The organism is Streptomyces sp. NBC_01268, assembly GCF_036240795.1.
Taxonomy (GTDB): domain Bacteria; phylum Actinomycetota; class Actinomycetes; order Streptomycetales; family Streptomycetaceae; genus Streptomyces.
The window spans coordinates 3,851,540-3,869,997 of the sequence record NZ_CP108454.1 but is presented as its reverse complement, the minus strand read 5'-3'; the positions used below and the strand labels follow the sequence as shown (position 1 = coordinate 3,869,997).

At 73.0% G+C, this 18,458-nt stretch carries 18 protein-coding genes; 11 read left to right on the top strand and 7 right to left on the bottom strand.

Annotated features, from left to right (window positions below):
• The first annotated feature begins 118 nt into the window (after window positions 1–118).
• From OG309_RS17110 to OG309_RS17100, 3 genes are all read left to right on the top strand, one after another.
• The gene (locus tag OG309_RS17110) at window positions 119–454 is read left to right on the top strand and encodes a YbaB/EbfC family nucleoid-associated protein (RefSeq protein WP_329428382.1); all 336 of its coding nucleotides are present in this window, start codon (window positions 119–121) and stop codon (window positions 452–454) included.
• A 105-nt stretch (window positions 455–559) separates the two neighbouring features.
• A complete protein-coding gene (recR, locus tag OG309_RS17105) occupies window positions 560–1,159 on the top strand; it encodes a recombination mediator RecR (protein ID WP_046911841.1) in 600 nt (199 codons plus the stop codon).
• Between the two features lie 46 nt (window positions 1,160–1,205).
• On the top strand, window positions 1,206–1,868 hold the full coding sequence (locus tag OG309_RS17100) for a DUF5063 domain-containing protein (RefSeq protein WP_329421831.1): 663 nt from the start codon (window positions 1,206–1,208) through the stop codon (window positions 1,866–1,868).
• 205 nt (window positions 1,869–2,073) lie between these two features.
• On the opposite strand, the gene OG309_RS17095 is transcribed toward OG309_RS17100, so the two are convergent.
• The 3 genes from OG309_RS17095 to OG309_RS17085 are packed head-to-tail and all read right to left on the bottom strand — an operon-like array spanning window position 2,074 to window position 4,609.
• On the bottom strand, window positions 2,074–2,835 hold the full coding sequence (locus tag OG309_RS17095; protein WP_329421828.1) for an amino acid ABC transporter ATP-binding protein: 762 nt from the start codon (window positions 2,833–2,835) through the stop codon (window positions 2,074–2,076).
• The gene (locus tag OG309_RS17090) at window positions 2,832–3,677 is read right to left on the bottom strand and encodes an amino acid ABC transporter permease (protein WP_329428381.1); all 846 of its coding nucleotides are present in this window, start codon (window positions 3,675–3,677) and stop codon (window positions 2,832–2,834) included. Before OG309_RS17090 ends, OG309_RS17095 begins: the two co-directional genes overlap by 4 nt.
• A gap of 38 nt (window positions 3,678–3,715) precedes the next feature.
• Window positions 3,716–4,609 carry an ABC transporter substrate-binding protein gene (locus OG309_RS17085; RefSeq protein ID WP_329421827.1) on the bottom strand — a complete coding sequence of 298 codons (894 nt, stop codon included), beginning with the start codon at window positions 4,607–4,609 and terminating at the stop codon, window positions 3,716–3,718.
• A gap of 306 nt (window positions 4,610–4,915) precedes the next feature.
• Here OG309_RS17085 and OG309_RS17080 point away from each other — a divergent pair, with 306 nt between their 5' ends.
• From OG309_RS17080 to OG309_RS17065, 4 genes are all read left to right on the top strand, one after another.
• Entirely contained in the window at window positions 4,916–6,196 is a 1,281-nt protein-coding gene (locus tag OG309_RS17080; protein WP_329421824.1) for an aspartate kinase, read from the top strand.
• A gap of 1 nt (window position 6,197) precedes the next feature.
• Window positions 6,198–7,292, top strand: coding sequence for an aspartate-semialdehyde dehydrogenase (locus OG309_RS17075; RefSeq protein ID WP_329421823.1), 1,095 nt, complete (start codon window positions 6,198–6,200; stop codon window positions 7,290–7,292).
• A 362-nt stretch (window positions 7,293–7,654) separates the two neighbouring features.
• Window positions 7,655–8,326 carry a SigE family RNA polymerase sigma factor gene (locus tag OG309_RS17070; RefSeq protein ID WP_329421822.1) on the top strand — a complete coding sequence of 224 codons (672 nt, stop codon included), beginning with the start codon at window positions 7,655–7,657 and terminating at the stop codon, window positions 8,324–8,326.
• Complete coding sequence (locus OG309_RS17065) at window positions 8,323–9,432, top strand: hypothetical protein (protein WP_329421821.1); 1,110 nt, start codon at window positions 8,323–8,325, stop codon at window positions 9,430–9,432. Before OG309_RS17070 ends, OG309_RS17065 begins: the two co-directional genes overlap by 4 nt.
• Window positions 9,433–9,507: 75 nt before the next feature.
• On the opposite strand, the gene OG309_RS17060 is transcribed toward OG309_RS17065, so the two are convergent.
• On the bottom strand, window positions 9,508–10,248 hold the full coding sequence (locus tag OG309_RS17060) for an SURF1 family protein (protein WP_329421819.1): 741 nt from the start codon (window positions 10,246–10,248) through the stop codon (window positions 9,508–9,510).
• A gap of 23 nt (window positions 10,249–10,271) precedes the next feature.
• Window positions 10,272–12,179: a S9 family peptidase gene (locus OG309_RS17055; protein ID WP_329421818.1), complete on the bottom strand. Its 1,908-nt coding sequence runs from the start codon at window positions 12,177–12,179 to the stop codon at window positions 10,272–10,274.
• Between the two features lie 70 nt (window positions 12,180–12,249).
• On the opposite strand from OG309_RS17055, the gene OG309_RS17050 reads away from it, so the two are divergent.
• A complete protein-coding gene (locus tag OG309_RS17050; protein WP_329421816.1) occupies window positions 12,250–13,080 on the top strand; it encodes a class I SAM-dependent methyltransferase in 831 nt (276 codons plus the stop codon).
• Here the strand turns inward: OG309_RS17050 and OG309_RS17045 are convergent.
• Window positions 13,058–13,402: a DUF6191 domain-containing protein gene (locus OG309_RS17045; RefSeq protein WP_329421815.1), complete on the bottom strand. Its 345-nt coding sequence runs from the start codon at window positions 13,400–13,402 to the stop codon at window positions 13,058–13,060. The two genes, OG309_RS17050 and OG309_RS17045, sit on opposite strands and share 23 nt — an antisense overlap.
• A 606-nt stretch (window positions 13,403–14,008) precedes the next feature.
• On the opposite strand from OG309_RS17045, the gene OG309_RS17040 reads away from it, so the two are divergent.
• The 3 genes from OG309_RS17040 (at window position 14,009) to OG309_RS17030 (ending at window position 17,314) form a co-directional block, all read left to right on the top strand.
• Window positions 14,009–15,880: a hypothetical protein gene (locus OG309_RS17040; RefSeq protein ID WP_329421814.1), complete on the top strand. Its 1,872-nt coding sequence runs from the start codon at window positions 14,009–14,011 to the stop codon at window positions 15,878–15,880.
• 74 nt (window positions 15,881–15,954) lie between these two features.
• Window positions 15,955–16,968, top strand: a complete 1,014-nt coding sequence (locus OG309_RS17035) for a YdcF family protein (protein ID WP_329421813.1) — start codon at window positions 15,955–15,957, stop codon at window positions 16,966–16,968.
• 64 nt (window positions 16,969–17,032) lie between these two features.
• Window positions 17,033–17,314, top strand: coding sequence for a hypothetical protein (locus tag OG309_RS17030; protein ID WP_329421810.1), 282 nt, complete (start codon window positions 17,033–17,035; stop codon window positions 17,312–17,314).
• Between the two features lie 94 nt (window positions 17,315–17,408).
• On the opposite strand, the gene OG309_RS17025 is transcribed toward OG309_RS17030, so the two are convergent.
• A complete protein-coding gene (locus tag OG309_RS17025; RefSeq protein WP_329421808.1) occupies window positions 17,409–18,440 on the bottom strand; it encodes a serine/threonine-protein kinase in 1,032 nt (343 codons plus the stop codon).
• Window positions 18,441–18,458: the final 18 nt, after the last annotated feature.

Here is an 18,458-nt window from a genome sequence, read left to right as displayed (position 1 = left end):
TCGGCAGGCCGGTCGGCGACCACGTAGGCTCGGTTCACCGGCATGCGCATCCGCCGTATCCGCATCCGCCGAATCCTTGTTCGTATCCGCAGACGCAGACCCGCAGGAGTGAGTGACCGTGATCCCCGGTGGTGGCCAGCCCAACATGCAGCAGCTCCTCCAGCAGGCGCAGAAGATGCAGCAGGACCTCGCCCGTGCCCAGGAGGAGCTCGGGCGCACCGAGGTCGAGGGGCAGGCGGGCGGTGGCCTGGTGAAGGCGACCGTGACCGGCTCCGGCGAGCTGCGCGGCCTGGTCATCGACCCGAAGGCGGTCGACCCGGAGGACACCGAGACGCTGGCCGACCTGATCGTGGCCGCCGTGCAGGCCGCCAACGACAACGCGCAGCAGCTCCAGCAGGCCAAGCTGGGCCCGCTGGCGCAGGGCCTGGGCGGCATGCCGGGGCTGGGTTTCTGACCCGTACGGCCGGGTCCGCGGCGCGGTCGGCTTCCCCGTACACCTTCTAAGGCCGGTTTCCAGCCACTACCGTAAGAATCAAGCACTCCCGAGAAGGGCGTTCCGTTGTACGAAGGCGTGGTTCAGGACCTCATCGACGAGCTGGGCAGGCTGCCAGGCGTCGGTCCCAAGAGCGCGCAGCGGATCGCCTTCCACATCCTCCAGGCCGAGCCGACCGATGTGCGGCGACTCGCGCAGGCCCTCCTGGAGGTCAAGGAGAAGGTCCGGTTCTGCGCGGTCTGCGGCAACGTGGCGCAGCAGGAGCAGTGCAACATCTGCCGCGACCCGCGCCGCGACCTGACGGTCATCTGCGTGGTCGAGGAGCCGAAGGACGTCGTGGCGATCGAGCGGACCCGTGAGTTCCGCGGCCGCTACCACGTGCTCGGCGGGGCGATCAGCCCCATCGAGGGCGTCGGCCCGGACGACCTGCGGATCCGTGAGCTGCTCGCGCGGCTGGCGGACGGCGCGGTCACCGAGCTGATCCTGGCGACCGACCCCAACCTGGAGGGCGAGGCCACCGCGACGTACCTGGCGCGGATGATCAAGCCCATGGGCCTCAAGGTGACGCGTCTGGCGAGCGGGCTGCCGGTCGGCGGCGACCTCGAATACGCGGACGAGGTCACCCTGGGGCGTGCCTTCGAGGGGCGGCGGCTGCTAGATGTATGACGACCGGGTCCGTGCGCACGACGGCGCACTCTCAGGGAGGTCCTCGATGTCTGACGCCACACTGCACTCCATCACGCAGGATCCGGACGACTTCGCCGTCCAGATCGCGGACTCGATCGAGAGCTTCATCGTCGCGACGACCGAGGTCGCCAAGGGCGACGAGCCGGACAGCGCGGTGCCCTTCCTGCTCCTGGAGATCTCCCAGCTGCTGCTGGCCGGCGGGCGGCTCGGCGCGCACGAGGACATCGTCCCGGACGAGCGCTACGAGCCGGACGCGGGCCCGGACCTGGACGTGGACGAGCTGCGCATGCGGTTCGCCGTGCTCCTGGAGCCGGTGGACGTGTTCTCGGAGGTCTTCGACCCGTACGAGCCGCGCAAGGCCCCGGTCCCGGCCCGGATCTCCGACAACCTCGCCGACATCGTCACGGACCTGCGGCACGGCCTGGCCCACTACCGGTCGGGCCGGGTCAGCGAGGCGCTGTGGTGGTGGCAGTTCTCGTACTTCTCCAACTGGGGCCCCACCGCCTCCGCCACCCTGCGCGCCCTGCAGTCCCTGGTCGCCCACGTCCGCCTGGACCAGCCGCTCGCCGAGCTGGACGGCCTCGACACGGACGAGGACCTGACCGAGGACGACCTCGCCGAGGAGGCGGGCCGTGTGATGGCCGAGGAGATCGCGGGACCGCTGGGGCTGGGACGCCCGAAGGGCTGACGGGGCGCGCGGCTGCTTTCTGGGGAGCGGCGCTGTCCACGGTCGGCTGACCGGCTGCTTTTGGGGAGCGGCGCTATCCAGCGTCGGCTGCTCTCGGGGAGCGGCGCTATCCATGCCCGGCAGCCCGGCTGCCCTCGGAAAGCCGCGCTATCCATGACCCGGGCTCATCCCGCCGACCCCCTGACCGGCCCCCCGGGGCGGCTCCCTAGAGCCGCCCCGCCTCCACGATCCGCCTCAGGAAGCGCTGCGTCCGCTCGTGCGCGGGCGCGCCGAAGACCTCCGCGGGGGTGCCGCGCTCCAGGACGACGCCGTCGGCCAGGAAGCAGACCTGGTCGGCGACCTCCCGGGCGAAGCCCATCTCGTGGGTGGCGATGACCATCGTCATGCCCTCCTCCTTGAGGTCCCGCACCACGTTCAGGACCTCGCCGACCAGCTCCGGGTCGAGCGCCGCCGTCACCTCGTCGAGGAGCAGCAGGCGCGGGCGGCTCGCGAGGGCGCGGGCGATGGCGACGCGCTGCTGCTGCCCGCCGCTGAGCCGGTCCGGGTACTCGCCGGCCTTGTCGCCGAGGCCGAGCCGGACGAGCAGCTCGCGGGCCCGTTCCTCGGCCTCGCGGCGGTCGGCCTTGTGGACGCGGCGCGGGGCGAGCGTGATGTTGTCGAGCACGCTCATGTGCGGGAACAGGTTGTACGCCTGGAAGACCACGCCGATGCGGCGCCGCACGGTGTCGGCGTCGACGCGCGGGTCGGTGATCTCCTCGCCGTCCAGGAAGATCGCGCCGTCGTCGATCTCCTCCAGGAGGTTGGCGCAGCGCAGCAGGGTCGACTTGCCGGAGCCGGAGGCGCCGATGAGCACGGTGACCGTGTGCTGCGGGACCTCCAGGTCCACCTCGCGCAGGACGGGATGCCCGCCATACGTCTTGCGGACGGCCTCCAGGCGGAGGACGGGGCTTTCGGGGCTGTCCGTCATACGGTGCCTCCCTGCGACTGGCGCCGGTTCATGCGCGCCGTGACCCAGTCGGTGAAGCGGGTCATGGGGATGGTGAGCACGACGAACACGAGGCCCGCGACGACGTACGGGGTGTAGTTGAAGGTCTTGCTGGAGAGGATCTGCGCCGCGTACACGGCGTCGACCGCGCCCGCGATGGAGACCAGGCCGGTGTCCTTCTGGAGCGACACCAGGTCGTTGAGGAGCGGCGGCACGACCCTGCGGACGGCCTGCGGCAGGACGACGAAGCGCATGGTCTGCGCGGTGGAGAGGCCGAGTGAGCGGGCGGCGGCCCGCTGGCTGGGGTGGACGCTCTCGATGCCGGCTCGGAAGACCTCGGCCATGTACGCCGAGTAGGTGAGCACGAGGGCGGTGCCGCCGAGCACGACGGGGTCGGTGGGGACGCCCTGGAGGCGCAGTGCGGGCACGCCGAAGATCACGGCGAGCAGGCAGATGATGAGCGGCAGGCCGCGGAAGAAGTCGACGTACGCGGTGGCCAGCGCGCGCAGCGGGAAGAACGCCGGGCCGCGCAGGGTGCGGGTGACGGCGAGCAGCAGGCCGAGGACCAGGGTGACGGCGCCGCAGACGAGGAGGAGGCGCAGGTTGAGCCAGAGGCCGTCGAGGACCAGGGGCAGCGCCTGGCGCGCGTACTCCGCGTCGAAGAAGGTCTCCTTCGTGCGCGGCCAGCCCGGGGAGCCGGTGACGACGAGGAAGAGCACCGCCAGGGTGAGGACGGTGCTCAGGGTGGCGACCGCCGTCGCGCGGCGGGTGCGGGAGCGCTTGTAGCGCTCGCGCTCGATCCGCCGCTGCGACGGCCGGTACATGTGGCCGGGGGTGTCCTCCCCGGTCTTCTCCGTGGTGGTCACTTGAGCACCGGGGCGCCCGCGGCGTCGGAGAGCCACTGCTTCTCGATGGCGGCGAGGGTGCCGTCCTCGCGCAGCGCGTCGACGGCCTGCGAGACGCAGGAGGTGAGCGCGCTGTCCTTGTCGAGGACGAGGCCGAACTGCTCCTTGGCGGCGCCGGCGGGGGTCTCGAACTGTCCGACGACCTCGGCCTCGGTGACCTCGGCGCCGGTGATGTAGAAGGCGGTGGGGAGGTCGACGACGATCGCGTCGACCTGGCCGTTCTTGAGGGCGGCCTTGGCGAGGTCGTTCTTCTGGAAGACGGACGGCTGCTGGTCCGGCTTGATCAGGTCGTTGATGACGTCGAGGCTGGTGGTGCCGACCTGGGCGCCCAGCTTGGCGCCCTTGAGGTCGGCGAGGCTGGTCGCCTTGGCGGCCTTGGAGTCCTTCAGCGCGATGAGCGTCTGGCGCACGTCGTAGTAGCCGGAGGAGAGGTCCACGGCCTTGCGCCGGTCCTCGTTGATCGACACCTGGTTGACGTCGAAGTCGAAGGTCTTGGCACCGGGGGCGAAGGCGTTGTTGAAGGCGACCTTCTGCCAGACGACGTCGCCCTTGGCGAAGCCGAGCTTCTGCGCGACGGCGTACGCGACGGCGGACTCGTAGCCCTTGCCGTTGGCCGGGTCGTCGTCCTGGAACCAGGGGGCGTACGCGGGCGTGTCGGTGCCGACGGTCAGCTTCCCCTTGGCCTTGGTGGCGAGCGCGTCCGCCGTGCAGGAGCCGCCGGGCCTGGCGGCCGAGGAGGCCGTGCCGGAGGTGCCCGAGGTGCTGCCGGCCGTCTGCTGGGGCGCGCAGCCGGACGCTGCGAGGGCGGCGAGGACGGAGGCCGCGGCTATGGCGGCGGAGCGAGAGCGCATGGCGGGAGAGTGGCAGCCGTACGGGCATGTGTCCAGGTCACACCGCTGCCGTCTCGGATGTCGGAACGTTTGTGAAAGGAGTGTTGCCAAGCGCTATGCGCTGCCCCGGAAGCGCGGCTCGGGGGCGGCCCCCGCTCGCCGCGTGCCCGCTCCCCGGCCCGTCCGCCGGGTTTTCCTCCGTCCCTTCCTGATCATTCTCTGAGCAGGCCATCTCAACATCCGATATCAGGTCGGCGTTTTCCGGTCCCTCGTTAGACTGAGCCGACCGCAGCGTGTGCTGCGGCGAGGACTGAGCGAGGAGCGCACGTGGGCCTTGTCGTGCAGAAGTACGGAGGCTCCTCCGTTGCCGATGCCGAAGGCATCAAGCGCGTCGCCAAGCGAATCGTGGAAGCCAAGAAGAACGGCCACCAGGTGGTCGTCGTGGTCTCCGCGATGGGCGACACGACGGACGAGTTGATCGATCTCGCCGAGCAGGTATCCCCGATGCCGGCCGGCCGTGAGTTCGACATGCTGCTGACCGCCGGAGAGCGGATCTCCATGGCCCTGCTGGCCATGGCGATCAAGAACCTGGGCCACGAGGCCCAGTCGTTCACGGGCAGTCAGGCCGGTGTCATCACCGACTCGGTCCACAACAAAGCGCGCATCATCGATGTCACGCCGGGCCGTATCCGCACCGCGCTGGACGAGGGCAACATCGCCATCGTCGCCGGCTTCCAGGGTGTGTCCGCCGACAAGAAGGACATCACCACCCTCGGCCGCGGCGGCTCCGACACGACCGCCGTCGCCCTGGCCGCCGCGCTCGACGCCGAGGTCTGCGAGATCTACACGGACGTCGACGGCGTCTTCACCGCCGACCCGCGCGTGGTGAAGAAGGCGAAGAAGATCGACTGGATCTCCTTCGAGGACATGCTGGAGCTCGCCGCCTCCGGCTCCAAGGTGCTGCTGCACCGCTGCGTGGAGTACGCGCGCCGTTACAACATCCCGATCCACGTCCGCTCGTCCTTCTCCGGACTGCAGGGCACCTGGGTCAGCAACGCACGACCCGTCGAGCAAGGAGCCGAGCAGGTGGAGCAGGCCATCATCTCCGGTGTCGCCCACGACACCTCCGAGGCGAAGATCACCGTCGTCGGCGTCCCGGACAAGCCGGGCGAGGCCGCCGCGATCTTCCGCGCGGTCGCGGACGCCGAGATCAACATCGACATGATCGTGCAGAACGTGTCCGCGGCCTCGACCGGCCTCACGGACATCTCCTTCACGCTCCCCAAGGCCGAGGGCCGCAAGGCCATCGACGCCCTGGAGAAGACGAAGCCCGTGATCGGCTTCGACTCGCTGCGCTACGACGACCAGATCGGCAAGATCTCCCTGGTCGGCGCCGGTATGAAGACCAACCCCGGCGTCACCGCGGACTTCTTCAAGGCGCTCTCCGACGCGGGCGTGAACATCGAGCTGATCTCCACCTCGGAGATCCGCATCTCGGTCGTCACCCGCGCCGACGACGTCAACGAGGCCGTGCGCGCCGTCCACACCGCCTTCGGTCTGGACAGCGACTCGGACGAGGCCGTCGTCTACGGCGGCACCGGCCGGTGACGTGACCCCGCCGGACGACGCGGAGGCGCGGGACACCACGGAGGCACAGGGCACCGCCCGGCCGACGCTCGCGGTCGTGGGAGCGACCGGGGCCGTCGGGGCGGTGCTCCTCCAGATGCTCACGCACCACGCGGACGTCTGGGGCGAGATACGTCTCCTCGCCTCTTCCCGTACCGCCGGCCGGAAGCTGGCCGTACGGGGGGAGGAGTGCGAGGTCCTGGCGCTGAGCGAGGACGCCCTCGAGGGCGTCGACCTCGCCCTCTTCCTCGTGCCCGAGACCGTCGCCGCCCAGTGGGCGCCGATCGCCGCCGCCAAGGGCGCGGTGGTCGTGGACACCTCCACGGCCTTCCGGGCCGACCCCGACGTGCCGCTGGTGGTCCCGGAGCTCAACGCCCCCGCCGCACGCGTACGGCCCCGGGGCATCGTCGCGAGCCCCGGCTGCTCCACCCTGGCGCTGATCGTCTCGGTGGGCGCCCTGCACGCCGAGTTCGGGCTCGCCGAACTGGTCGTCACCGCCCAGCAGGCCGCGAGCGGCGCCGGACGCGCGGGCACCGCCGCGCTCCGCCACCAGCTGGCCCTGGTCACCGGCAGCGAGCTCGGCACCCATCCCGGAGACGTACGGCGGGCCGTCGGCGACCACACCGGTCCCTTCCCCGGGCCCGTCGCCCTCAACGTGCTGCCCTGGTCCGGGGAGCTCGCCGCCGACGGCTGGTCCTCGGAGGAACTGGCCGTCCGCGAGGAGACCCGCAAGATCCTGGGCCTGCCGGGGCTGCGCGTCGCGGCCACCTGCGTCCGGGTCCCCGTCGTGACCGGGCACGCCGTCTCGGTGCACGCCCGCTTCGAACGGCCCGTCACCGTCGCCCGCGCGCACGAGATCCTGGCCACCTCGCCCGGCGTGGTGCTGTACGACGACCCCTCCCTGGGCGACTACCCCACGCCGGCCGACGTCGTGGGCACCGATCCCGCCTGGGTGGGGCGGGTGCGGCGGTCGATGGACGACGAGCGGGCCCTGGAGCTCTTCGTGTGCGCGGACAACCTGCGCAAGGGGGCCGCGCTGAACGCCCTGCAGATCGCCGAATCGATCATCGGGGCGTAGGGCCCTTCCGTCGGGGCGGTGCCCGGTCCCCGCGGCTTCCGCGAGCGTTCGGAAATCGGCATCGCGTCACCGCTCAACTTTGTAGGATCTGTGAAGCCCTTGTGAGCAATTCGGCTTCGGATGCCTCTTGAACAGGTCAGATGTCCTGGACGACGATGCTGTTCCCTCCCCTCCGCAACCGGCGGTCGGGCAGGAGGCGTCTTCGCGTGCACCCATCACTATGTGGCCGTCCGGACAGCGCGAAGCACACCGCGAAAGCGGGGCATCGGGGGAGAACGGGTACGCATGAGGACAAACGACGCACCGTCAAAAACGGTGCCGTACGCGTACAACCCTGACGGGGGGAAGCGTGTCCAACAGGCGTGGCAGAGGTACTCGACATTGCTGCGGTCATCCCGCTGCGCGGCACCGCGGTGCGCCCGCTCAGGCGGCCGCGCCCGGCCGGCGGCATGCCGGTGATCGCCCCCATGCCCATCAGGACCCGACCGACCGTGAACGGCGTCCCGTCGCCCCGCGAGGGCGCTGACGACGCGATGGCCGCCGGCACCACCGTCGACCACCTCACCGAGACCTACCGCGCGCACTACCGCTCGCTGCTCGGCCTCGCCGCGCTGCTCCTCGACGACACCGCCTCCTGCGAGGACGTCGTTCAGGAGGCCTTCATCCGGGTCCACTCGGCGCGCAGCCGGGTGCGCGACCCCGAGAAGACCCTGGCCTACCTGCGCCAGACCGTCGTCAACCTCTCGCGCTCCGCGCTGCGCCGCCGCATCCTCGGGCTCAAGCTGCTCTCGAAGCCGATGCCCGACATGGCGAGCGCCGAGGAGGGCGCCTACGACCAGCTGGAGCGGGACGCGCTGATCAAGGCGATGCGCGGGCTCCAGCGGCGGCAGCGCGAGGTCCTGGTGCTGCGCTACTTCGCGGACATGACGGAGGCGCAGGTCGCCGAGACGCTCGGGATCTCCCTGGGCTCGGTGAAGGCGTACGGCTCACGCGGGATCGCGGCGCTGCGCGTCGCGATGGAGGCGAGCTCATGAGCGGCGGGCCGCGGGACGGCGACGAGCACGATGACCGGAACGACCTGAGCGGACGCGGAATGCTGAACGAAGGGCCGGAATCCGGCGTGGCCGACGAGCAGGCGCTGCGGCGGCTGCTCCAGGGCGCGGTGACCGGACTCGAACCCTCCGAGGGCACGCTGGAGCACCTGCGGCGTGCCGTGCCCGCGCGCCGGGCCCGCAAGCGGCAGGCCGTCGTCGGCATCGCCGCCGCCGTCGTCCTCGTCGGCACGGCCGTCCCGGCGTTGGTGCACGTGGCCTCCTCCGGCGGGATCAGCGCCGACAAGGCGGTCAACGCGGGCCACGGCGAGCAGGCCCAGGGCGGCACCGGCACCGAGACCGGTGTCGAGGGCGGGCAGAAGAGCCACACGCCGCCCGTCGGGACCGCGGCGCCGGAACAGGGCGGGACCGGGGGAGCGGGCAAGCCCAGCGTCCCGGTGCCCGGCTCGGGCGGCGGCGGCACCGGCGGCGAGGCCGGCACCCCGACGAGCCCGCCGGTCCCCTCGCCGACCTGCGAGGCCGGCCAGCTCAGCGTGAGCGCCGTGCAGGCGGGCGCGCCCGAGGCCGACGGCAAGGTGTACGGCAGCTTCCGCATCGCCAACGTGTCCGGCAAGGACTGCATGGTCGGCGGGCCGGGCCAGGTCGCCTTCCAGGCGCGCGGCGCGGCCGACGCGGGGAAGATCGCGGTCGTCGAGCACACCTTCGGCGACGCGGCGAACGGGCTGCCCGACCCCACGCAGGAGTCGCCGACCCTGGTCCTGACCCCGGCCAACGCCTACGAGGTGCGGTTCGCCTGGGTGCCCAGCGAGACCTGCCCCACCACGGGCCCGGAGCCGACGCCCACCCCGACCCCGACCACGGGCGGCAGCGGCGGCCCGGCGTCCAACGGCGGTGCCACCGGCGGCTCGGCCGGCACGGGCACGACCGGCAACACGGCGAGCAGCCAGCTCCTGACGGACGGCACCCCGTCCGACGGCAGCGTCGCCGTGACCCACACGGCGGAGGGCGGCGGCCCGGTGGCCGAGGCGACCATCCCCAACGCGTGCGCCGGCACGATCTACCGGACCGGGGTCCTGGACGCGTCCTGAGGCCCCGGCGGGGCGCCAGGCGCCGACCCGGCGCCCGTCGGCGCCCACCGGCGCCCGGGGAGGCCGTCCCGGGTGCTACAGCCCGAGGGCCGCGTCCCGGGAGGCCTCGGCCTCGCGGCGCACCAGCCGGAACCACATGAAGAGCACGAAGCCGGCGAAGACGAACCACTCGGCCGTGTAGCCCAGGTTCTGGAAGGCCTTCATGTCCAGGCTCGTGCCGGCGGCCGCCGAGGCGGGCACCGGGGTGAGCCCGGCGGGGGAGTCCACGAGGGTGATCCAGGCGTCGTAGACGTCGTCCGGCACGACGTTGACCAGCGCCGCGGCGCTGATCATGCCGAGCTGCCCGGTCGGCAGCCCGCCGGCCGTGCTGACGCCCTTGGTCCCCGGGTTCTCCGAGGCCTGCAGCGCGCCCGACACGGTGACCTCACCGGACGGCGGGGCCGGCGCCGCGGTGCCCGAGGGCAGCCAGCCCCGGACCACCGGCAGCACCTTGCCGCCGTCCGTCTTCAGGAGGGTGAGGACGTACGCGCCGGAGCGCCCGTCCAGCGCCCGGTCGGGGACCAGGAACTGCTCCCCGTACCGCCCGCTGGCCTGCGCGACGCGGCCCGAGGTCTCCTTGTCCACGGGCAGCAGCGAGTCCAGCGGCTCGGTGCGCTGGGTCGCCGGGTCGGGCCGCCGCTCGGCCTCCCGGTGGGAGTCGACGCGGTCCTCGAACTTGCCCAGCTGCCAGGTCCCCATGAACACGCAGAACGGGATCGCCAGCAGGACGAAGACGTTGATCCCCCACCAGCGGGGCGTTCTCAGGAACCGGTACACACCCCCACGGTACGCAAGCGGGCTCAGCCCTCCTGCGGCCGGGTCCCCAGGTGCTTCGCCGCGAAGGCCAGGTCCAGGCCGACCTGCTTGATCCGTTCCTCCACGACCAGCGAGCCGTGCCCCGCGTCGTACCGGTACACGTCGTGCACCGCGCCCCGGGCGGCCAGCCGGTCCACGTAGTTGTCGATCTGCCGGATCGGGCAGCGCGGGTCGTTGACGCCGGCCGTGATGTGGACCGGGGCCTTCACCGCGTCCACGTAGGTGATCGGCGAGGAGGCGGCGAACCGCTCCGGCACCTCCTCCGGCGAGCCGCCGAGCAGGGTGCGGTCCAGGGCCTTCAGGGCCTCCATCTCGTCCTCGTACGCCGCCACGTAGTCGGCGACGGGCACGGCCGCGAGACCCACCGCCCAGGCCTCCGGCTGGGTGCCGAGGCCGAGCAGGGTGAGATAGCCGCCCCAGGAGCCGCCCGACAGGACGAGCCGCTCCGGGTCGGCGAGGCCGCTCGCCACCGCCCACGCGCGGACCGCGCCGATGTCCTCCAGCTCGATCAGGCCGACCCGGTGCTTCAGCGCGTCCGTCCACTCCCGGCCGTAACCGGTGGAGCCGCGGTAGTTGACCCGCACCACCGCGTAGCCGTGGTCGAGCCAGGCCGCCGGGCCGGACGCGAAGGCGTCGCTGTCGTGCCAGGTCGGACCGCCGTGCACCTCGAACACCGTCGGGAACGGGCCCTCGCCCTCCGCCGGGCGCTGCACGAGCGCGTGCACCCGCCCGCCGGGGCCGTCCACCCACACGTCCGCCACGGGCACCGACGGCGGCGCCTTCGGGCCGGGCGGGTCGAGGACGACCGAGCCGTCCGTGGAACGCACCACCGGCGGCTGGGCGGCCGAGGACCACAGGTACTCCACCGAGCCGTCCGGGCGGGCCGTCGCGCTCGACACGGAGCCGGCCGGCGTCTCCACCCGGACCAGGGCCCCGGTGCCGATCTCGTACCGCCAGAGCTCGCTGCGGGCCTCGAAGCTGTGCACGACGAGGAGCCCCGAGCCGTCCGGGTACCACTCCGCCGACACGTCGCCCGGCAGGTCGAGGCGCAGGTCGGTCTCGGTGCCCGTCGCCACGTCCCACAGCATCGGCTCCCAGCGGCCCCGCCGCTGGTGCCCGACGAGCAGCCGGGTGTCGCCGTCCACCGGCGCGAAGCCGAGGACGCCGAGCCCCAGCTCCTCCGTGCCGCCCTTGGTGTCGTCGAGCTCGGCCAGCACCGAGGCGTCGGCCGCGCGCAGGATCCGGACCGAGGAGTGCATCGAGTCGCCGTGCTCGGTGTGCTCGATCGCGATCAGGCTCCCGTCGTGCGACAGGTCGCCGACGCCGGCCGACTCGCGGTGCCGGTAGATCTCCACCGGCCCGGCCGCGCCCGGCCGCAGCAGGTGCACGGTCGAGCCGTCCTCGTCCGTGGACCGGCCCACCACGACGGTGCCGTCGCGGCCGATCGCGAGCCCCGCCGGATAGGAGGCCTCCAGACCCGGCACGGCCGGCTCGTCCGCGCCGCCGTCCGCGCCGTCGCCCTCGTGGAAGGGCTGGCGCATCCACACCCCGAACTCGTCGCCGTCGGTGTCCGCGAACCACCAGATCCACTGCCCGTCGGGCGAGAGCGTGCCGTCCGTCGTCCCGTTCGGCCGGTCGGTGACCTGCCGCTGTCCGCCGGTCGCCCGGTCCCACGCGTACAGCTCGTACGTCCCCGTCGCGTTGGACACGAACAGCGAGCGGTCCGGGGCCTCCTCGGCCCACTCGGGCAGCGAGACCCGCGGCGCGCGGAACCGCTGCTGCCACCGCGGCACGTCCGCGGCCCCGGCGGCCCCGGTCCTGCCCGCGGCCGTCGTGCCCCCGGCCTCCGTGCTCTCGGTCGTCGTGCTCTCAGTCGCCTTGCGCTCAGTCATGCAGCCATGATGCTCCGCCCGGCCGACAATTCGTTCGCCGTGTCCGCAGCCTGTGGATAACCTCCCGGGCATGTACGCACCGACCCCCGACGACTGGTACGCCGCCAACCGAGCCCTCTGGGACGAACGCGTCCCGATCCACGCCGCCAGCGACTACTACGGCCTCGACGACTTCCGCGCCGGCAAGGACGCCCTGCGCGACTTCGAACGCGCGGAGGTCGGCGACGTCACGGGGCGCTCCCTGCTGCACCTCCAGTGCCACATCGGCCTGGACACCCTGTCCTGGGCCCGCCACGGCGCCGCGCGCGTCGTCGGCCTGGACTTCTCCGAGCCGGCCGTGGAGAGCGCCCGCTCCCTCGCCGCCGACCTCGGCCTCACCCCGGACCGGGCGGCGTTCGTCGCGGCCGACGTCCACGACGCCGCCGAGGCGGTGCCGGACTCCTCGTACGACATCGTCTACACCGGCGTCGGCGCGCTGTGCTGGCTGCCCGACCTCGACCGCTGGGCCGAGACGGCCGCCTCGCTGGTCGCGCCCGGCGGATTCCTGTACGTCGCCGAGTTCCACCCCATGGCGGACTCCTTCGACGACGAGACCGGGACCCGCCTCATCAACGACTACTTCGTGCGCGAGCCCTGGGTGGACACCTCGTCCGGCACGTACGCGGACCGCGACGCCGCGACCGTCCACAACCGCAGCGTGGAGTGGGTCCACCCGGTCGGCGAGGTCGTCACGGCCCTGGCGAAGGCGGGGCTGCGCATCGAGTTCCTGCACGAGCACGACGTGACCCTCGTCCCGCGCTTCGGGACCCTCGCTCAGCACGAGGACGGCTACTACCGCTTCGCGGCCGACCGGCCCCGGATCCCGCTGATGTACTCGATCAAGGCGACGAAGGCGCCGTAGGCGGCACGGGCCTCGAAGACGGCGTGAGCGGCGCCGTGGACGGCATCCTGATGACGGCGCGCCCGCCCGTCAGATCCACCGTGGAGTGGTGCGGCGGGGCGCCGTCCTCCTCGTCGTCACGCATCACGAGGGAGCTCTGCCGCTCCTTGAGCTCGTTCTGCTTGCCCTGCGAGAAGGTGGCGTGCAGCTGCTCGAAGCCGGTGGAGGAGATCTGGCCCGACCGCCGCCCGCGCCCGGTGGCACGCAGGACCTGGTCGCCGAACGCGAGCGCGGTCAGCAGGATGACGAGCCCCGGCAGGGTCACGAACACGACGAACTCCATGCCGCCATTCTCACGCCCGCCCCCGCGGAGGGAAAGCCTCAGACGAAGCGGTCCTGCCACAAAGGCGCGTGCAGGTCCGGGCGTACGTGGTGCAGCCGGCGCCCGTCCGGCCCCAGCGCCCGCGCGCCCGACTTGTGGGTGTGCAGGCTCAGCGCGGTCCGGTGATCCGCAGCGCGGGCGCCGCCCGCTCCATCGACGTGGTGATGTCGAGCAGGTCGCCGGCCGAGCGCAGCCAGGCCCCGACGACCCGTTGTGCCTGCCGGTCACCGAGGTCACCGGCCGGGTCTGCCGCAGCCGGGCCATCGCCGCCGCCGACACCACCGCGAGCGAGGGCACGTCAGCCCTGATCAGCGCCCACACCGGCCGCCCCGAGAAACGCGGTGCCGGCACGCAGTGGTGGATCAGCGCCAGATCCGGCTCTCCCAGGACGGATTTCCCGGATGGCATGCGTCTCCTTGGTCGATTCACGACAATGGCTTGGCCGGTTTGCTTCGGTCCCCCAGGATTTTGTCCCGGGGCATATGCATTCAAGCCGTACTGGCGGTGCCCCGCCACGAAGTCAGGCGTATGAGACCGGATCCATAGCAACGGGGCGGACAGGGGCAGATGGCGGAAACGGGGCGTTCGTTGGCGGGCCGCGAGCACGAACTGGCGGTTCTGCGAGGGTCGATACGCGACGGTGCGGGGCTGCTGACACTGACCGGCCCCCCGGGGCCGCTCAAGTCCCGGCTCCTGCGGGAGGCGTTGCGGCGCGAGGGCGTCGAGGCGCTGTGGGAACCGGCCGACCTCCTCACCCCCGAGAACCTGCCCGCGCTCGCCCGGCTGCTGCGCCGCAGACTCGCCGCCCCCGGAGCCCCCCGCGTCCTCGTCCTGGACGGCTGGGAGCGGCTCGGACCCCGAGGCGCGGCCCTCGTGGCCGGCCTGCTACGCGAGGCACCCGCCTTCGCCCCCGGCCTCACCGTGCTCGTCACGGCCCTGCGGGCGCTGCGGCTCAAGGAGGAACAGGTGCTTGCGGTCGCGCAGGGCCCGGCCCACCACGGGGAGGACGGCAGGGAGCGCGGCAGGGAGTGCGGCCGGGATGACACCCGGGAAGACGCCCGCGAAGCCCCCCGGGAAGACGGCCGGGAAGCCCCCCGGGAAGACCCCCGCGAAGACGGCCCCTCCGCGCTCCAACTCGGCGCCGCCGAAAGCGGCTATGCCCGCTGCGACCCGCTGGAACGGCTCCTGTGGGAGCGGATCTCCGTCTTCGAGGGCTCCTTCGGGCGCGAGGCCGTGCGCGAAGTGTGTGCTTCCGGGGCGCTGCCCGCCGGCGTCGCCCTGGACGTCCTGGACCGGCTGGCCCCGCTCGCCCTGCTCCCCGTGGACGACGGCGACCCCGGAGAGGAGCGCTACTGGATGCCGCCGCCGATGCGCGCGGTCGGCGCCCGCCGGCTCACGGAGCGCGGGGACCGCTGGGCCGTCGTCCTCCGCCACCGCAGGTGGTACGTGAAGGTGGCCCGGCGGGCGACCGACTGGTGGCAGGGCGGGCGGCAGCTCGACGCCCGCGCGCTCGCCCTGCTCGAACTCCCCGACCTGGCCGCCGCCATGGACCCGACGACCGCGCCGCTGTCGCCTGCCGCCGAGACGGACACCGCCGTCGAGATCGCCGTCTCGCTGTGGTTCCTGTGGGTGGCCTGCGGCCGGGTCGCCGAGGGCCGGTCCCGGCTGCGCCACGCCCTCGCCCTGCACCCGGGCCCCGCTCCCGCCCGCGCCCTGTGGCTCGCCGCCTACCTGGAGCTGGAGGCCGGCCGCCCCGAGGACGCCGACCCGCTCCTCGTGCAGTCCTGGGCGGCGGCCGTCCGGGAGGGCGACGACAAGTGCCTGGCCATGCTGGCCCATCTGCGCGGCTCCACCGCCCTGTACCAGGGCCGTACGGAGGCGGCCGCGGCCGAGTTCCGCGACGCCCTGGAGGAGCTCGCCGAGTACCCGGACCTCGGCCCGACCCGGCAGCTGTGCTGGACCGCCCTCGCCCTGGCCCGGGTCCGTACCGACCCGGAGGCAGCCCAGGAGGCCCTGGACCGGGCCGACGTGCACAGCTGGGCCGGGCGGGACGTCTGGGCCGACGCCTGGGCCCAGTACGCGCGCGCCGAGCTGCACTACTGGGACGGCGAGCCGGGCCGCGCCGCGGAGCGCGCCACCCGCGCCCTGCGGGAGCACCTGCGGATCGGCTGCGTCTCCGGAGCGGCCTGCGCGGCGGAACTCCTCGCCCAGATGCGGATCCTGCGCGGCCGCCCCACCACCGCGGCCCACCTCCTGGGCGCGGCCGACCTGCTGCGCTCCTCCGCCTACGAGGACGGCTACCGGCCCGCGCGCTTCTGCTCGCCGTCCCGCGAGCGCAGCGAGTCGGCCCTGCGCGAGCACCTCTCGGCCGGCGAACTGCGCCGGGCGTACGAGGAGGGCGCGCGGCGCGGGCTGCACGCGCTGGTCGCCGAGCCTTGACCGTACGCGGGCAGCACCGCGGTCCGACCACGGGTATCGGGGGCGCTGTCCGGGGCGCTGTCTACGATGAGCGCATGTTCGCCTACGTCGTGTGCGCCGTGTTCCTGCTGCTGTTCGGAGCCGGTGTGCTGCGCGACCGGCGCCGCTTCTCCAACGCGGTGTACCTGGGCCTCGCCGTCACGTTCTTCGGCCTCGGTCTGCTCGCCGGGCTCGACGACACCCACCCCGCGGTCTCCGTGACGGTGATGGTCACCCTGCTGCTGGTGCTGGCTCTCGGACCGCTCGTCCTCGCCGGGCTGCTGTGCGCGAACGGCGTGAAGATGGTCCGCAAGGAGGGCCGCAGCCCCGCCAACCTGCTCTCGCTCCTGGCCGGCCTGGGCATCTTCGGCGTCATCGCCCTGATGGCAGCCGCGGTGATCACCCGCTCGAAGCCCCTGGGCATCGTCGCGGGCACGCTGGTGATGGTCCTGGCGTACGTCTCCTTCCTCTTCCTCTGCTTCATCGGCTACGCCTTCCTGTACGGCAGGATGCGCATCCGCCGCGACGCCGACTACGTGGTCGTCCTCGGCTCGGGCCTGATCGGCGGCCGACGGGTGCCGCCCCTGCTCGCCAGCCGTCTGGACCGGGGCCGCGAGGTGTACGAGGTGCTCGCCGCGCGCCGCGAGGTGGACCGGACACCGGTGCTCATCACCTCCGGCGGGCAGGGCCCGGACGAGGAGCTGCCGGAGTCGCACGCCATGGCGGACTACCTGGTGGAGCGCGGCTTCCCGGAGGGCCGCGTCCTGCGGGAGGACCGCTCGCGCACCACCGAGGAGAACATGCTCTTCAGTAAGAGCCTGATGGAGCGGGACCGCCCGGGCTCCGAGTGCGTGATCGTCACCAACAACTTCCATGCCTTCCGGGCCGCGCTGATGGCCCGCAAGGCCGGGGTGAACGGGCAGGTGGTGGGCTCGCCGACCGCCGCGTACTTCTGGCCGAGCGCGACCATCCGGGAGTTCGTGGCGGTCTTCCTGCAGTACCGGGCGGTGAACCTGGGCATCTGCGCCGCCCTGGTCTGCCTGGGCGGCGTGGCCTGGGTCGTCAGCTGACGTTCCCCGCGCCGCCGCCCTACGCTGGTACGGAGGGGCGGCCACGCGCGGCGGAGGCGACGTCATGAGAGCACGGCACCACTTCCACATCGACTACCGGGGCCATTCTGTCAGCGCGACCGTCCAGACCGGCCACACCCCGGTCGTCGAGGTCCTGGTGGACGGCAAGGAGACGGGCCACGCCACGAGCCGGGACGACCGCCCGGTGACGGTCCACATCGAGCTGCCCACCGACCCGCCGACCCCGGTCACCGTCCGGGCGACCCCGGGACCGGGAGTGCCACGCTGCCTGCTGCTCGCCCCGGAGCACCCGGAGGGCCACGTCATGGCCCCCCGCGTCTACTGAGCTCCGCGTCTACTGAGCTCCGCGTCTACTGAGCTCCGCGTCTACTGAGCCCCGCGTCTACGGGGTCGCGTCCGTCGGCTTCCCCGGCCAGGCCTCAGGAGACCCAGGCCATCCCGATCAGCAGGAAGACGACGAAGGCGATCGCCCCGGCGACCGCGGCGGTCCTGCGGGGCCGCCGCCGCGAGATCGCGGCCAGCGGATTCTCGGCCGGGGCCTGCGCCCGCCGCCCCCGGGGCACGGGCGCGGTCGGCGGCGCGTGCTGCGCCGGCGCGTGCCGCTCCCGCTGGTGCACGGGCGGGGCAGGGGCCGGGGCGGGTGCCACGGCCTGCGGCAGCGGCAGCGGCCGGTCCCGCCATGCTCCGGAGCTGAACCACTCGGCGATGGCCTGCGCCGGCGGTCGCTGTTCCGGCTGCTTGGCCAGCAGCGACAGGAGGAAGGACTCGAACGCGGCCGGCATCGCGACCCCGACCTGGCGCGGCGGCGCCGGCGGGGTGTCGATGTGCTGGTACAGGAGGGCCGTCGCCGTGTCCCCGCGGAACGGCGGCTGCCCGGTGAGCAGTTGGTAGAGCACGCAGCCCAGCGAGTACACGTCGGAGGCGGGCGAGGCGGGCTGCCCCAGGGCCCGCTCGGGGGCCAGGTACAGCCCGGTGCCGACGATCTGCCCCGTGGTGGTGAGCGCGGCGGACGGGTCGTCGACGAAGCGGGCGATGCCGAAGTCGGCCAGCTTCACCGTCCCGTCCGCGTCCCGCAGCAGGTTCCCCGGCTTGATGTCCCGGTGCACGACGCCCTGCCGGTGCGCGGCGGCGAGCCCGGCCGCCGCGTGCGCGGCGACCGTCGCGACCTGCTCGGCCGACAGCACCGGCGCCTGCCCCCGGTCCCCGGCGAGGCTGTCCCCGTGGACCAGCTCCATGACGAGGTACAGCTTGCCGTCCCACGTACCGAAGTCGAAGACCCCGACGACGTGCGGGTGGCTCAGCCGCGCCGCGGTCTGGGCCTCCATCCGGAACCGCTCGGCGGCGGAGGGGTCGTGCTCGTGACCCAGCATCAACTTCACGGCGACGTCGCGTCCGAGCACCTCGTCGGTGGCCCGCCACACCTCGCCCATGCCGCCCCGCCCGACACACATGTGGAGCCGATATCGGTC